The organism is Sphingomicrobium arenosum (assembly GCF_026157085.1).
Taxonomy (GTDB): domain Bacteria; phylum Pseudomonadota; class Alphaproteobacteria; order Sphingomonadales; family Sphingomonadaceae; genus Sphingomicrobium; species Sphingomicrobium arenosum.
In genome coordinates this window covers 1613277-1628621 of record NZ_JANPVN010000001.1, presented here as the reverse complement: position 1 = coordinate 1628621, position 15345 = coordinate 1613277, and the positions used below count along the sequence as shown (strand labels likewise).

General features: G+C 66.3%; 13 protein-coding genes. 7 read left to right on the top strand and 6 right to left on the bottom strand.

What is annotated here, in order from left to right; all coding sequences use genetic code 11:
* Positions 1-28: 28 nt before the first annotated feature.
* The 3 genes from NUW51_RS08215 to NUW51_RS08205 all read right to left on the bottom strand — a co-directional run bounded on the left by NUW51_RS08215 (position 29) and on the right by NUW51_RS08205 (position 4624).
* On the bottom strand, positions 29-2308 hold the full coding sequence (locus tag NUW51_RS08215) for a TonB-dependent receptor (RefSeq protein ID WP_265564529.1): 2280 nt from the start codon (positions 2306-2308) through the stop codon (positions 29-31).
* Between the two features lie 164 nt (positions 2309-2472).
* Positions 2473-3843 (bottom strand): glutamate--cysteine ligase, encoded by a 1371-nt coding sequence (locus tag NUW51_RS08210; protein ID WP_265564527.1) that lies wholly within the window; start codon positions 3841-3843, stop codon positions 2473-2475.
* Between the two features lie 40 nt (positions 3844-3883).
* A complete protein-coding gene (locus NUW51_RS08205) occupies positions 3884-4624 on the bottom strand; it encodes a 16S rRNA (uracil(1498)-N(3))-methyltransferase (protein WP_265564525.1) in 741 nt (246 codons plus the stop codon).
* Between the two features lie 68 nt (positions 4625-4692).
* On the opposite strand from NUW51_RS08205, the gene NUW51_RS08200 reads away from it, so the two are divergent.
* Complete coding sequence (locus NUW51_RS08200) at positions 4693-6174, top strand: phospholipase D-like domain-containing protein (protein WP_265564522.1); 1482 nt, start codon at positions 4693-4695, stop codon at positions 6172-6174.
* Here the strand turns inward: NUW51_RS08200 and NUW51_RS08195 are convergent.
* Positions 6171-6602, bottom strand: a complete 432-nt coding sequence (locus NUW51_RS08195; RefSeq protein WP_265564520.1) for a hypothetical protein — start codon at positions 6600-6602, stop codon at positions 6171-6173. The two genes, NUW51_RS08200 and NUW51_RS08195, sit on opposite strands and share 4 nt — an antisense overlap.
* 107 nt (positions 6603-6709) lie before the next feature.
* Here NUW51_RS08195 and ubiA point away from each other — a divergent pair, with 107 nt between their 5' ends.
* From ubiA to NUW51_RS08180, 3 genes are all read left to right on the top strand, one after another.
* A complete protein-coding gene (ubiA, locus tag NUW51_RS08190) occupies positions 6710-7615 on the top strand; it encodes a 4-hydroxybenzoate octaprenyltransferase (RefSeq protein ID WP_265564519.1) in 906 nt (301 codons plus the stop codon).
* 19 nt (positions 7616-7634) lie between these two features.
* Positions 7635-8984, top strand: a complete 1350-nt coding sequence (locus NUW51_RS08185; protein ID WP_265564517.1) for a TldD/PmbA family protein — start codon at positions 7635-7637, stop codon at positions 8982-8984.
* A gap of 115 nt (positions 8985-9099) precedes the next feature.
* Positions 9100-10032 carry a zinc metalloprotease gene (locus tag NUW51_RS08180; RefSeq protein ID WP_265564515.1) on the top strand — a complete coding sequence of 311 codons (933 nt, stop codon included), beginning with the start codon at positions 9100-9102 and terminating at the stop codon, positions 10030-10032.
* An 84-nt stretch (positions 10033-10116) separates the two neighbouring features.
* Here NUW51_RS08180 and NUW51_RS08175 read toward each other — a convergent pair whose 3' ends face one another.
* Together NUW51_RS08175 and NUW51_RS08170 are read right to left on the bottom strand one after the other, a co-directional pair.
* Positions 10117-10554 (bottom strand): CoA-binding protein, encoded by a 438-nt coding sequence (locus NUW51_RS08175; RefSeq protein ID WP_265564512.1) that lies wholly within the window; start codon positions 10552-10554, stop codon positions 10117-10119.
* A gap of 31 nt (positions 10555-10585) precedes the next feature.
* Positions 10586-11548 (bottom strand): Mrp/NBP35 family ATP-binding protein, encoded by a 963-nt coding sequence (locus tag NUW51_RS08170; protein WP_265564509.1) that lies wholly within the window; start codon positions 11546-11548, stop codon positions 10586-10588.
* Positions 11549-11619: 71 nt separating this feature from the next.
* Between NUW51_RS08170 and hflK the strand changes: the two genes are divergently transcribed.
* The 3 genes from hflK (at position 11620) to NUW51_RS08155 (ending at position 15332) form a co-directional block, all read left to right on the top strand.
* A complete protein-coding gene (hflK, locus tag NUW51_RS08165; protein WP_265564507.1) occupies positions 11620-12765 on the top strand; it encodes an FtsH protease activity modulator HflK in 1146 nt (381 codons plus the stop codon).
* A complete protein-coding gene (gene hflC / locus NUW51_RS08160) occupies positions 12765-13628 on the top strand; it encodes a protease modulator HflC (RefSeq protein ID WP_265564504.1) in 864 nt (287 codons plus the stop codon). Before hflK ends, hflC begins: the two co-directional genes overlap by 1 nt.
* A 141-nt stretch (positions 13629-13769) precedes the next feature.
* Positions 13770-15332, top strand: a complete 1563-nt coding sequence (locus tag NUW51_RS08155; protein WP_265564502.1) for a Do family serine endopeptidase — start codon at positions 13770-13772, stop codon at positions 15330-15332.
* The last annotated feature ends 13 nt before the right edge of the window (positions 15333-15345 follow it).

Genomic DNA, 15345 nt, shown 5'->3' with positions numbered 1-15345 from the left:
CCGATTGCCTAGCGAATGTTTGGCTCGCTTAGAAGTTCACGCCGACTTCCGCGCCGAGGATGCGCGGCTCGTTGACGAAACCGGTAAGGTTGTTGAAGTCGATGCCGCCCACCGCCGAGGCATCGTCGAGGATGTTGCGGGCGAACAGCGCGACGTCATAGGCGTCGGTCTTGTAGCCGATGCGAAGACCGCCCTCGAGGAGGTGATCGTCGTTGAATTCGACGCTCTCGTAGAGGAAGAAGTTGATCTTCGAGCGATAGTACCAGTCGGTGAAGATGTAGAGGTCGCCGTCCGCCGTGATCGGATGCTCGTAGCCGAGCGTCCAGTTGGCGGTCCATTCGGGCGCCTGCGGCAGCTGGTTGCCGTCGATATAGACGATGGCCGGCTGGAACGGCGCGGCCTCGGCAAAGGCCGGGTCGAGAACGGTGCAGGCCGCCGCGCAGGTTTCCACGACGAGGTCGGGATCATCGATCTTGGCCGAGTTGTAGGAGACGCCAGCCGTCAGCGTGAGGCCACGCATCGGGCGCGCCATCAGTTCGGCCTCGACCCCCGCGCCATCGACCTGGTCGGCATTCAGCAGCAGGTTGGCGTTGGTGCCGCCGCCGACCGCCGACAGTTGGAGATCATCGGTGGTGAAGAGATAGCCGGTGAGGTTGAACATGACGTTGCGCATGCTGGTCTTGATGCCGGCCTCATAGCTCATGGTCGTCTCGCTCTCGGCGCGCGACATGTCGCGGTCGAACAGGATGCGACCCTGAAGGCTGGGGGCGCGATAGCCCTTGGCGACGCGGGCGAAGAGGTTGACGCTGTCATTCACCTCGTAGAGCGCGCTGGCGTCCCAGGTGAAGACCTGGTCCGAAGCGTCGAGCGTCATGCCCTCGACCGGGCCGCCGCCGACGAAGCCGGGACGAGTGTCGAATTCGCGTTCGGCAAACAGCGTCTTGTCGTCGATATTGTAACGACCGCCGGCCTGGAGCGTGAGGCCAGTGTCGGTGTCGTAGGTGAAGCTGGCGAAGGCGCCGAAGGCTTCGGCTTCCTGGCGCTGGTTGACGATGGCTGCCGGGGTGGTGTCGGTCGGATTGGAGAAGTCGAAGCTCTCGATGTCGAGCTTCTCGTTCATGTAGAACAGGCCCATCTGGTAGCCGAGGCCGCCGTCATTGTTGGAGGCAACGCGCAGTTCCTGGGTGAACTGGTTGAGCGAGGGGATATTGTCCTGGCTCTGCGCGGGGAAGGGAATGAAGCCCGGGCCCATTTCGGGAAGGAAGGAGGCACCGAAGCCGCCGTCGATGTCGCCGCGGCTCTCGAGCTCGCCGCCCCAGTAGCTGGTGATCGAGTAGAGCGTGACGACGCCCGCATCAAAGCTCATGTGCGCCGACAGATTGGCGTTTTCCAGTTCCTGGAAGTTGAGGCCGTCGGCGCGGATTTCCGAGCGCACGAATTCGCCGCCGTCCACGCCGACGAGGTCGTTCGAACCGGTTTCGAACAGGTTGGCGCGGAAGATGCGGGCCGAGCCTTCCTGTTTGCGATACTGGCCGGTGACGCGGAGCGACAATTCGTCGGTCGGCTCGAGCAGGAACTGCACGCGCGCGGCGATGTCGTCATAGCCTTCGAGATTATCGTCGCCCGGCGCGTCGATATTGTCGATCCAGTCGTCGCGATGCTGATAGAGCGCCGAGACGCGGATCGAGGCGACGTCGTTGAGCATGGTGCCGACGCCGGTTTCGGCGGTGATGCTGTTGTAGCTGCCCCAGCTCGCCTTGGCGTAATTGTCGGCGGCAAAGCCCGGCTTCACCGTGTCGAACTTGACGATGCCGGCCGGCGTGTTGCGGCCGAACAGCGTGCCCTGCGGGCCGCGCAGCACTTCGACGCGGTCGAGGTCGAACACCGGGAAGCCCTTGAGGATCGGGTTTTCGAGGACGACCTCGTCATAGACGAGGCTGACCGGCTGCGAGGCGTTCAAGTCGAAGTCGGTGTTGCCGAGCCCGCGGATGTAGAAGCGCGGGAAGGTGCGGCCGAAGCTGCTTTCGATGTTGAGGCTGGGCACGCGGCCGGCAAGGCCACGAATGTCGGCACCGCCCGCGTTGATCGCGGCGAGCGTTTCATCGCCCACGGTCGCGACCGAGATCGGCACGTCCTGGAGGTTTTCCTCGCGGCGCTGCGCGGTGATGACGATGACGCCGATGCCTTCCTCGGCATCCTGGAGCATCGTGTCATTATCACCGGTGACCTGCGCGGCGGCAGGCGTGGCGGTCAGCGCGGTGGCGGTGGCCAGCGCGGAAAGCGAAAGCATGGTGTGAAGTCGGCGCATCGGAAATCATCCTCATCTCAGAGGGTTATAGGGTCCGGCCCCCGCGCCGGTCCCGATGCCTCGGGCCGTTTAGAGGAGCATGCTCAGGAGTCAATTGCTCTTGGAAAGCGATGTGAAATTTTCATGTCGCGTGGCCGACACGCACCGTTTTTCCGGCAGAAAAGTCAGAAGCTCTGGTCGCCGTAGACGGGGTCGACCGAGCCGTTCCATTCACCATGATAGCAGGCGAGCAGCTGGTCCGCCGGGGTCTGGCGGCGCGCGAGGATGTCGCGCAGCGGATCGAGGAAACCGGTTTCGTCATCGCCTGCGCCATTGAGGCGGGCGCGGGCGCGGAGGCCTTGATGGGCGAGATCGACGACGCGCGTCGCGAGATCCTGCATGGTGCCGCCGCCGGGAACGGGGGTCTTGAGCCCGAGCTTGGGGACGTCGGCGCGCAGCTGTTCGCGCTCCTCGAGGGTCCAGTCCTTGCACATGTCCCAGGCGGCATCGAGCGTGGGCGCGTCGTAGAGCAGGCCGACCCACAGGGCGGGCAGGGCGCAGATGCGGTTCCACGGGCCGCCATCGGCGCCGCGCATCTCGAGGAAGCTCTTGAGGCGCACCTCGGGGAAGATCGTCGAGAGATGATCGGTCCAGTCGGCGCGGGTCGGCTTCTCGCCCTCGAGCCCTTCGAGCCTGCCGTCGAGAAAGTCGCGAAAGCTCTTGCCCGCGACGTCGTGATAATGACCATCGCGAAAGACGAAATACATCGGCACATCGAGCGCATAGTCGCACCAGCGTTCATAGCCGAAGCCGTCTTCGAACACGAATGGTAGCATGCCGGTGCGGTCGGCATCGGTGTCGGTCCAGATGTGCGAGCGGAACGACAGGAAGCCGTTGGGCTTGCCCTCGGTGAAGGGCGAATTGGCGAACAGCGCGGTGGCGACCGGCTGGAGCGCGAGGCCGACGCGGAATTTCTTCACCATGTCGGCTTCGCTGGAATAGTCGAGATTGACCTGGATGGTGCAGGTGCGCTGCATCATGTCGAGCCCGAGGCTGCCGACGGTGGGCATGTAGCGACGCATGATGCCGTAGCGCGCCTTGGGCATCCACGACAGATCGTCGCGGCGCTTGTCGGGCCACATGCCGAGGCCGAGGAAGCCGAGGCCGAGTTTCTCGCCGACCGCCTTCACCTGTTTGAGGTGGCGGCCCGCCTCGGCGCAGGTCTGGTGGAGATGCTCCAATGCGGCGCCCGACAGTTCCAATTGGCCCGAGGGTTCGAGGCTGACGGTACCGTCAGCGCCGGTCAGCGCGATGAGCTTGCCGCCCTCGATGACCGGCTGCCAGCCGAACTCGGTGAGCGCGGAAAGGAGGTCGCGGATGCCGCCATTCTCTTCCCAGCTCGGCGCGCGGTGATCCTCGACCCGATAGACGAATTTTTCATGCTCGGTGCCGATGCGCCAGTCGCCGGCCGGCTTCTCCCCGCCCGAGAAGAGGCTGAGCAGATCCTCGCGGCTCTCGATGGTCGGGCTTTCGCTGAGGTCGGTGCGCGTCGTCATATCGCTCGCCCTAGCGCAGCATAAAGGTGGCGAACAGCCACTATTCGCTCCAGTCCCCGGCGCTCGCCATATAGGCCGCGACCGCCGCGAGCGCCGCCGTCTCGGCGCGCAGGATGCGGGGCCCAAGGCTGATCGCGACCGCCCCTTCCTCGGCGCGGATCATGCTGCGCTCCTCGTCGGTAAAGCCACCCTCGGGGCCGATGAGGATGGTGGCAGGGGCAGGCTTGAAGCTCGACAGCGCGGGCGCGCCGCCATTCTCGTCGGCGAAATAGAGCGGGACGCGTTCCCGCTCGATCAGCCACTTTTTCAGCCGCATCGGTTCCTTCAGCTGGGCGATGGCGGTGCGGCCGCATTGCTCGGCCGCCTCGACGATATGCGCACGGATCCGGTCCTCCCCGACGCGCCCCGCGATGGTGCGCTGGGTGAGGATCGGCTGCAATGTCTCCACCCCCAGTTCGACCGCCTTTTCGACGAGGAAGTCGATGCGCTGCTTCTTGATCGGTGCGAAGGCCAGCGTGAGGCCGGTCGGCGCTTCCTGCGGACGGGCCTGCCCGGTGACGCGCAACCGCACGCGCTTCTTGCCCGCCTCCACGACCTCGCCGCGCCATTCGCCGCTCGCGCCGTCGAACAGCAGCAGCGCATCGCCGACCGTTCGCCGCATCACCGTGCCGACATAATGAGCCTGCGATTTTTCAAGCTCGAACTCGGCTCCCTCGGCGAGCGGCGTCGTGACAAAGAGGCGGGGCAGGCTCTCGGGCGGCCAGGCGGGGGTAGCGGGCATGGCGGACTTTCTACTGCGCGATGGAACGCAGCGATAGCCCGCGTCTTTAGTGACGTGTGAGTAACGAGATGCAACCGATCGTCGCGGTGGGGCGCAATTGCTGGCGGATCGAGCGGGCCACCGAGGCGCGCATGATCGTCGATGCCGCCGACTATTATCACATCATCGCCGAGGCGATGCAGCGCGCCAAAGAGCGCATCTTCATCGTCGGCTGGGACTTCGACACGCGCATCAGCCTCGCCCCCGACCGGGAGGGCAGCTATCATTCGAGCCTCGGGCATTTCTTCCTCGAACTGGCGCGCGAGAAGCCCGAGCGCCAGATCGATATCCTCAAGTGGAATTTCGGCGCGCTCAAACAATTCCTGTCGATCCGCGCCACCTATTGGCTGTTCCGCTGGTGGATCGCCAAGCCGATCAACCTCAAGTTCGACAGCTCGCATCCCAAGGGTTGCAGCCATCATCAGAAGATCGTCGTGATCGACGAGAGCCTTGCGGCCTGCGGGGGCATCGATATCGCCATGCGGCGCTGGGACACGCGCGACCACAAGCCCGACGACGAATGCCGCACCACGCCCAATGGCAAGCCCTACGACCCGTGGCACGATGTCACGATGCTGCTGCGCGGGGACATCGCCGGGGCGCTCGGCGACCTCGGGCGCGAACGGTGGAAGGTGGCGACCACCGCCGATCTCGATCCCGTCCGCGAGGCCGAGGACGATTGGCCCGAGGACCTCGACCCGCATTTCAAGGACGTCGACGTCGCCATCGCCCGCACCCGCGCCGAATATGACGATGTGGAGGAAGTGCGCGAGAATGAGGCGCTGGTCATCGACATGATCGAGAAGTGCGAGCGCTTCGCCTATATCGAGAACCAATATTTTACCTCGCCCAAGATCGCGGCGGCCATCTGCACGCGGCTGTCGGCGGACGATCCGCCCGAGATCGTGCTGGTCATGCCGCGCACCGCCGATGGCTGGCTCGAGGCGGTGGCGATGGACGGCACTCGGCAGAAGCTGATGCAGACGATCCAGAATTCACCCGGCGGCGAGAATTTCCGCATCTATGTCCCGGTCAATGCGGCGGGCACCGACATCTATGTCCATGCCAAGGTGGCGGTGATCGACGACCGCTTCCTGCGCGTCGGCTCGGCCAACCTCAACAACCGTTCGATGGGGCTGGACAGCGAGTGCGACGTGATCGTCGATTGCGGACTGCCGCAAAATGCCGGGCGAGGGTTCGAGAAGACGATTACCGATCTGCGCCGCGACCTCATGGCCGAGCATCTGGGGGTCGATCTCGAGGCCGTCGAACAGGCCGAAGCCGACAATCGCGGGCTGATCGCCACGATCGAAGCGCTGCGGGGGCAGGACAAGACGCTGTCGCCGCTCGCCATCGAGGAATTGTCGGGCGCGGAGAATTTCATCGCCGAGCACGAATTGGGCGATCCCGAAAGTACCGACGACATGTTCGAACCGATGAGCCGCAAGAGCCTGCGCCAGCGCTGGCGCGAGACGCGCACAAGCTTCCGGCGGCGGTTCCGTTCTTCCTAGAGGTCGCTGCCCGGCGGCAGCACGACGCGCAGCTTGGGCTGTCGCACTGCCGGCTGGACGTCGGGCGGGGCGGTGTCGAGCTGGAGCGAGGGCGGGTCGATCTGCGCCGCGCCATCGCTGCACAGGGTCGAGGCACCGCGAATGGCGCAGTCATCGCTCTCCGGCGCAGGGGTGGTGAGGGTGGATTGCAAGCGCCGATCGAGCAGCCGCTCGCGTACCCGCAGCATCTGCGGGCCGCCTTCCTCTTCGCCGCCATTCATCAGTTGTTCGACGCGGATCGCCTGCGGGCCTTCGCCTTCCTCGCCCATCCCCATCGCTTCCTCGCCTGGCATGGCTTGCGGTTGTTCCTCGTCCTGCGCGGCAGCGGCGGCGGGCAGGATGACGAAGCTGGCGGGTAGCAGGACGAGGCTCAGGGCAAGGCGAAACATGGGGACGTCTCCTTAAGGCCGAGATGGTCGGGAACGAACCTACGCCTTTTCGCTGGCGGCGTCCAACGCTTGACCGGCAGCGCCCGGTCGCGCCATGCGGGCAGGCGATGGAAACCGTCCCCGACAGCGAACGCCGCGGCCTTATCGGCGCGCTTCCCGCCAGCTGGCGTCCCTATGCCGCGCTGATGCGGCTCGATCGCCCGATCGGGACGTGGTTGCTTTACTGGCCCTGCCTTGCCGGACTGGGGCTCGGCGGGGTCGCGGGGCGCTGGGACCTCCTTTTCTGGTTCCTGCTCGGCGCCTTTGCCATGCGCTCGGCGGGCTGCGCCTATAACGATATCGTCGACCGCGATCTCGACGCGCGGGTCGAGCGCACGCGCGCGCGGCCGCTGGCGAGCGGGCGCATTTCGCTGCGTCAGGCTTGGGCGCTGACGATCGCGCTGTGCCTCGTCGGGCTGCTGGTGCTGGTGCAATTGCCGCTCGCCGCCGCGCTGGTGGCGCTGGCGAGCCTGGTGCTGGTCGCCGCCTATCCCTTCATGAAGCGCATCACCTGGTGGCCGCAGGCGTGGCTCGGCTTGGTGTTCAGCTGGGGCGCGCTGGTCGGCTGGACGGCGGCATGGGGAAGCCTGGCGCTGCCCGGCCTCCTCCTGTGGGGCGGCTGCGTTTTCTGGGTCATCGGCTACGACACCATTTACGCCATTCAGGACGTGGAAGACGATAGGCTCGTCGGGGTCCGCAGCAGCGCGCGAGCGTTGGGCGCGCGGGTGAAGGGCGGCGTGGCACTGTGCTACCTCCTCGCCCTTGCCCTGTGGAGCGCCGCGCTGTGGCAGCTCAAGCCGACTTGGATCGCCCTCATCGCACTGGCGCCGGCCGCGCTCCATCTCGGCTGGCAAGCGCTCAAGGTCGATGCAGAGGACGGAACGGGCGCATTGATGCTCTTCAGGTCGAACCGTATCGCCGGACTGCTGCTGGCGCTCGCCTGTCTCACCGTCGGCTTGTCGCGCGGCGCCTGAGGGCTTAAGCGCGTGCCCCATGCGTAACCTCGATCAGGCCCGAGCGGCCACCGCCCAAGCCGTCGATCTCGCCATGAAGGCCGGTGCCAGCGCCGCCGATGCCGCGCTGGTCGCCTCGGGGTCGTCGAGCGTCGAGGTGCGCATGGGCGCGCTCGAGGATGTGCAGCGCTCCGAAGGCGAGAAGCTCGGCTTGCGCGTCTTCCTCGGCCAGAAGGTGGCGAGCGTCTCTTCCTCCGACTTGAGCGACGAAGGATTGGCGGGACTGGCCAGCCGCGCGGTCGCCATGGCGCGCGCGGCGAGCGAGGACGAATATGCGGGCCTCGCGCCCGAGGACCTGCTGATGCGCGGCCCTGCGCCCGACCTTGATCTTTACGAAGATGCCGAGGAGCCCTCGCCCGAGGCGCTCAGGGAGCGCGCGCTCGCCTGCGAGGCGGCGGCGCTGGCGATCGACAAGGTGAAGAACAGTTCGGGCGCGAGTGCGTCGGCCTCCACGAGCCTGTTCGCGCTGGCCACCAGTCATGGGGTCGATGCCGCCTTCCGCTCCTCGGGTCACGGCTGTTCGGTCGCGGTCATCGCCGCCGCCGAAGGCGGGAGCGAGCGCGACTATGCCTATCATTCGGCGCGCTATCTCGACGATCTCGAAGAGGCCGCCGCGATCGGTGCGCGCGCCGGCGAGCGAGCGGCGGCGCGGCTGTCGCCGATGAAGTTCGAGGGCGGCAAGATGGCGGTGCTGTTCGACCCGCGCGTCGCAACCAGCCTGTTGAGCCACCTGTCGAGCGCCTTGTCGGGGAGCGCGGTGGCGCGGCGCTCCTCCTTCCTCCAGGACCGGATGGGTGAGCGCATCTTCGCGCCCGGCGTGACCATCGTCGACGACCCGCTGCGTCGGCGCGGCCTCAGGAGCCACGGCTTCGATGGCGAGGGGCTCCCGGTGAAGCGCATGAACATCATCGAGGACGGCGTGCTGAAAAGCTGGTTTGCCGCCAGCGCGCCCGCGCGCCAGCTCGGCATCGCGCCGACCGGCCACGCCATTCGCGGCCCCGGCGGCGCGCCGGGCGCGGGGCCGAGCAATTTCTGGATCGAGGCGGGCACGCGCAGCCGCGAGCAATTGCTCGCCGCCCATCCGCGCTGCCTCCTCGTCACCGAGCTGATCGGGCAGGGCGTCAATCCCGTCACCGGCGATTATTCGCGCGGCGCGGCAGGCTTCTACGTGGAAAATGGCGAGATCGTCGGCCCGGCCTCGGGCGCGACCATCGCGTCGAACCTCAAGGACATGTTCGCCAGCCTCGAACCGGGGAGCGACCTTGAGCTCCGCAAGGGCGTCGATGCGCCCACGCTGCTTGTCCCCGAGATGACGGTGGCGGTGGGCTGATCAGGCCAAAGCTTGACTCAACTTAACATAGATTAGACATTGATCGCCTCGCGGGGGACACCCGTCGGAGTCGTCCGCACCTTTTGGGGAAGAGGGGACGAACATGCGCACATTCATGAAATTTACGGCGGGCCTGTATGTACTCGGCCTCGCTGCGACGCCTGCTGCCGCACAGTGGGATGACGAAGCACAGACCCAGCAATGGTCGAATTTCCACCATGACAATGCCGGTGCCGGCTTCGTCGGCGACTATGCGCTCGAGGTCGAATATAATTTCCAGCGCGCCTGGTGGGTGAGCGAACTGGCCGCCGCGCTCGACAAATGGGACGTGGCGATCGACATGCCCGGCGGGATCGGGACGGTCACGGAAAACCCCTCGATCAACACTCGCAAATGCGGCGCGGTGACCGGCAAGCTCATCGTCTGTTCGGACAGTTATGGCTTCAAGCAGGGAGGGTGGCTCGGCGTGGCGACCGCCTCCTCTGACGCGCTCGGTCATTTCACCAAGCTGACCGTACAGTTCAACGACACCTTTTACGACAGCGCCTCTTACGCCGATCCCAACGAGCGGGTCTATGTCGCCTGCCACGAACTCGGCCATGCCTTCGGGCTCGACCATCTCGACGTGACCTTCGACAATCCAAACAAGGGTAGCTGCATGGACTATACGTCCGATGTCGATGGCGATGGCCAATTCGAAATTGGGCCAAATCCCACCAATCTCATTCCCACATCGAAAGACTATACCGTACTGCGCACCGACGCCATGTATGGCGCCGGGCACGCCACCTACCACAGCAGCCAGCCCGAAGAGCCGACAAAGCCGGGACGCGGTGGCGGCGGGCGGCCCAACAAGGATCTCCAATTCCGCACCGTGGGCCAGCCGCATCCGCAGGCGGTACTCAATGCCTATGCCGACTGGGGCGCGATCATCGGTTACGACCCGCAGGGCCGCCCCAATGAATTTCTCATGGAGCATGGAAATGGCCATCGCACCCGCACCTTCGTGATGTGGTCGCGCGAGGCACGGCCGGTAGGCATGCGCTGAAACTTGCCAAGGGGGCAGGCGAGCAAAGGGGCGCTCATCCGGGCGCCCCTTTTTTCGTCCGTCGACGTCGAGCGTTCGGCCGGCCTAACCGTCCTGCGTGACCGGCGCGATACCGAGCCTCGGGATCTCGATCTTGGGACAGCGGTTCATGACGACCTTCAGCCCGGCCGCCTCGGCGCGCGCGGCGGCGGCCTCGTCCACGACGCCCAGCTGCATCCAGATCGACTTGGCGCCGGCGAGGATGGCCTGGTCGACGACCGCGCCGACGAGGCTGGAGTTCACGAAGCAATCGACCATGTCGATGGGCACGTCGATCTGGTCCAGTTCGCGCCAGACATATTCGCCATGGACATGTTGGCCGGTGATGCGCGGATTGACCGGCAGGACGCGATAGCCCTGCTCGATAAGCCAGGCCATGACGCGGTTGCTGTCGCGGTGAGGCTTGTCGGAGGCGCCGACCATGGCGATGGTCCGGGTCTGGCGCAGCAGGGCGGCAATGTCGTCGTCACGCGTCAGCGGCATGGGATCTGTCTCCTTTGCCGCCATGAACGGCTCAGCCGCCCGTCTGGCTCCCGATCGCCTCGACCAGCCGTCGCGCCAGGTCCGTGAAGGCGTCCTGCGCGGGGCCTTCGTCGGCGGCGGGCGGCGTGCCCTGATCACTGGCGAGGCGGATCGAGGCCGACAGGGGCAGGCGGCCGAGGAAGGGCAGGCCCATCTCCTTCGCGCTGGCCTCCGCCCCGCCCTTGCCGAAGGGATCGCTCGTCTCGCCGCAATGCGGACAGGCGAAGCCCGCCATATTCTCGATGACGCCGAGGACGGGCACCTCGGTCTTCCTGAACAGGTCGATGGCCCGCACGGCGTCGATCAGCGCGAGGTCCTGCGGGGTCGAGACGATCAACGCGCCCGCGGGCCGCGCCTTGGAAATGAGCGAGAGTTGCACGTCGCCCGTCCCCGGCGGCAGGTCGATCAGCACGATGCGCGCCGAGCCCCAGTCGGCCTCGAGCAGCTGATTCAAGGCGCCCGCCGCCATCGGCCCGCGCCAGGCGAGCGCGGTGCCGGGTTCGACGAGCTGGCCGACCGACAGCATCTTCACGCCATGCGCCTCGACGGGGATGAGCGTCTTGCCCTCCGACTTGGGCTTCTCGCTGGTGCCGAGGAGCTTGGGCTGCGAGGGGCCGTAAATGTCGGCATCAACGAGACCCACGTCATGCCCCAGCCTTGCCAGCGCGACCGCGAGATTGGCCGACAGCGTCGACTTGCCGACCCCGCCCTTGCCCGAGGCAATGGCGATGAAGGTGCGTTCGACCTTGGCGGCGGTCATGCCGATGCGCACTTCTTCCACGCCGGGCAGCGCCAGCGCGGCGGCACGGAAATCTTCTTCCAATGCCTTTCGCTCGAGCGCGTTCATGCCGCTGGCATCGACCAGCAGCCGCGCGACGCTGCCTTCGAGGCGGCGGCTCTTGAGGCGGTCGGCATGGAGATGGGTGTCGAGTGGGCTGAGGAGGTCACGGGTCATGACGCGCCCTCATAAGGGGCCTTTTGTCGACTGTCCCTTTTTTTTGCCCGCCGCCGCCCTATTATCGGGTCATGAGCATTTTTTCGGGGTGGCGCCCTTTCGCGCTTTTCAGTGACAATAAGGGACCCTGGGGTCCGGCCGGCGGCGGCAATGCCGGTGGCGGCAAGGGCAATGGCGGCAAGGGTTCGGGTGGCGGCGAGCCCCCCAAGGGTCCGTGGCAGCCGGGGCCGACCCCGCCGTCCGGCGGCGGCGGTCCCAAGCGGCCTTCCAACATCACCAGCCTCGATGACTGGCTGAAGGGCAATCGCGCGCGCTTCGGCGGTGGTCGCGGTGGCGGTCCGGGCGGTGCCCCGGGCTTTCCCGGCATGCCGTCGGGCTCGGTGATCGTCTGGGCGATCATCGGCCTCGTCCTCTTGCTCCTGCTCTTTTCGACCGTCCACCGCGTGGCGCCCGAAGAGCGCGGCGTGGTCACCCGCTTCGGGCGCTATGTCGAGACGCTGGGGCCGGGCATCGGCCTGACGCTCCCCGCGCCGATCGACCGCGTTGCCAAGGTCGATGTCGAGGACATTCGCAACATCGACGTCGGCTCGGACGAGACCGAAAATCTCATGCTGACCGGCGATGAGAATATCATCGACATCGCCTATCAGGTGCGCTGGAAGATCCGCGATCCCGAAAATTACCTGTTCGAACTGGCCAACCAGGAAGACACGGTGCGGCAGGTTGCCGAGAGCGCGATGCGCCAGGTGATCGCCAACGCGTCCTTGCAGGATGCGATCGGCGAGGGCCGCTCGGAAATCCAGGCGCAGGTGCAGGAAGAAATGCAGCAGACCTTGGACGGCTATCGTTCGGGCATCGAGATGCGCGGTGTGGAAATCAAGCGCGCCGACCCGCCCGAGACGGTCAACGAGGCCTTCAAGCAGGTCACCGCCGCGCAGCAGGACGCGCAGAGCTTCATCAACGATGCGCGCGCCTATGCGCTTCAGCTCACCGCGCAGGCGCAGGGCGAGGCGGAGGCCTTCGACAAGGTCTATCAGGAATATCGCCTCGCGCCCGGCGTGACCCGCCAGCGCCTCTACTACGAGACGATGGAGCGCGTGCTGCGCGATGTCGACAAGACCATCATCGAGGCCGACGGGGTGCAGCCCTATCTGCCGTTGAATGAATTGCGGCGTTCCACGCCCGCACCCGCCGCGAACAGCGGGGGAGGCCAATAATGATCCGCTACATCAAGAACCATCCGCTGCTCGCCTTCTTCTCGGCGTTCCTCATCCTCGTCATCCTCGCCACCTCCTTCCCGGTGGCGCGCGAGACCGACCAGGGCGTGGTCGTGCGCTTCGGCAAGCCCGAGCGCATCATCAACCCCTATGTCGAGGGCGAGGGCATCGGCGGCGAGGGCGCGGGCCTGACGTGGCGCATCCCCTTTGCCGAGGACGTCGTGTGGATCGACAAGCGCGTGCGCGATATCGACATGGACACCCAGCTCGTCCTGTCGACCGACCAGCTCCGGCTCGAGGTCGACGCCTTCGCGCGTTATCGCATCACCGATCCCCTGCAGATGTACGTCGCCGCCCAGCGCGTCGAGCGCGTCGAGGAAGCGCTGCGCCCGATCCTCGGCTCGCAACTGCGCAACGAGCTCGGCCGCATTCCCTTCGCCTCGCTCCTCAGCCCCGAGCGCGAGGGCGTGATGGAGAATATCCGCCTCGGCCTCGATGCGGTGGCGCGCCAATATGGCGCCGAGATCATCGACGTGCGCATCAAGCGCGCCGACCTGCCCGACGGCTCGCCGCTGGATTCGGCCTTCAACCGCATGCGCACCGCGCGCGAGCAGGAAGCCCGCGCCATCCGCGCGCAGGGGCAGAAGCAGGCGCAGATCATCCGCGCCGAGGCCGATGCCGAGGCCGCGCGCACCTATGCGGAAAGCTTCGGGCAGGACCCCGACTTCTACGATTTCTATCGCGCGATGCAGAGCTATCGCACGACCTTCGTGAAGAATGGCGATGCCAACGACCCCAAGGGCGAGGCGTCGATCGTGATGTCGCCCAACAACGAATATTTCCGCGAATTCACGGGACGTTAGGCAACCGACGACGCCAAATCCGCATTTGGTAGAAGCGGGCCGCCCGTCGGTCGTTGATGACAGTCGTCATTCAATTGCCGTTCACCCGGGCAGCATAGCCTCGCTTTCGTTTCCAATGCATGCGATGATGAAGGAGTTTGAATGGCCAAGGAGATGACCGCCGTGCGTTATGTCTACGGGATTGCCGCCGCAGTCTTGCTCGGGGGGAGTGCCTATTCGATGACCGGCGGCGAACTCGCCGGCATGCAGGCGCAAAATGCCCCGCGACCGGTCCCGGTTCTGGGCGCGCCCGAAAGCTTCGCCGACCTGTCGGCCCGGCTCCAGCCCGCCGTCGTCAACATCTCCACCCGCCAGCAGGTCGAGGTCCAGCGCCGCCGCGGCGTCGATCCCTTCGACCAGTTCTTCCGCCGTTTCGGCGTCCCCAATCCGCGTGGACAGGCCGAGGAGCAGGACGAGGATGAGCCAATCACCCGCGAGACGGGCTCGCTGGGCTCGGGCTTCGTCATCTCGCCCGACGGCTATATCGTCACCAACAACCATCTCATCGAAAGCCGCGACGGCAATGGCGGCACGGTCGATGAAGTCTATGTGACCTTCCCCGATCGCACCGAATATGAGGCGCGCATCGTCGGGCGCGATGCCGACAGCGACCTCGCGGTGCTCAAGATCGAGGGCACCAACCTGCCCTACGTCAATTGGGGCGACAGCGACGGCGTGCGCGTCGGCGACTGGGTCATCGCCATCGGCAACCCTTATGGTCTCGGCGGCACGGTGACCGCGGGGATCGTCTCGGCGCTGCATCGCGGCATCACGGGGCTTGGCGCCTACGACCGCTACATCCAGACCGACGCCAGCATCAACATGGGCAACAGTGGCGGCCCGATGTTCGACATGGCGGGCAATGTCATCGGTATCAATTCGGCGCTGATCAGCCCGACGGGCGCGAGCGTGGGCATCGGCCTCGCCATCCCCGCCGAGGCCGCCATTCCCGTGATCGAGAGCCTGCGCCGCGGCGAAGCGCCGATGCGCGGCTATCTCGGCGTCTCGCTCCAGCCCTTGTCCGAGGATGTCGCCGACGCACTCGGCCTGCCCAAGGAACGCGGCGAGCTCGTCCGCTCGATCGTCGAGGGCCAGGCCGCCGAGGCGGCGGGGCTGCGCCAGGGCGATGTCATCCTGACGATCGACGGGACCCCGGTGACCCCCGACAATACGGTCAGCTACCTCATCTCCAACACGCCGGTCGGCGCGACCGTGCCGCTCACCATCATCCGTGATGGCGAGCGCCGTACCGTCAACGTGCGCGTCAACCAGCGCCCCACCCGCGAGGAGCTGGCGCGCCAATTGGGCGTCACCGACGAGGAAGACGACGGCATGGCTGCCGAGGACGAAACGCCGGTGGACGGCGGCGATGCGCTCGGCATGACGCTCCAGCCGCTCAATGACCAGATCCGCGAAGGGCTGCGGCTCGAGGAGGATCTCGAGGGCGTGATCATCAGCCGCGTCGATCCGGGCAGCAACGCCGCCCAGCGCGGCCTGCAGCGCGGCGAGGTGATCATGCGCGTCAACCGCCGCGAGGTGCGCAGCCTGTCCGACGTCACCGCCGCCGTGAACGCGGCGCGTGCAGCGGGCCGCGACAGCGTGCTCGTGCTGGTCAAGCGCGGGCGCCAGCCGGCGCGCTACGTCGGCATCGAACTCGAACGTTAACCCCTTGCATGCA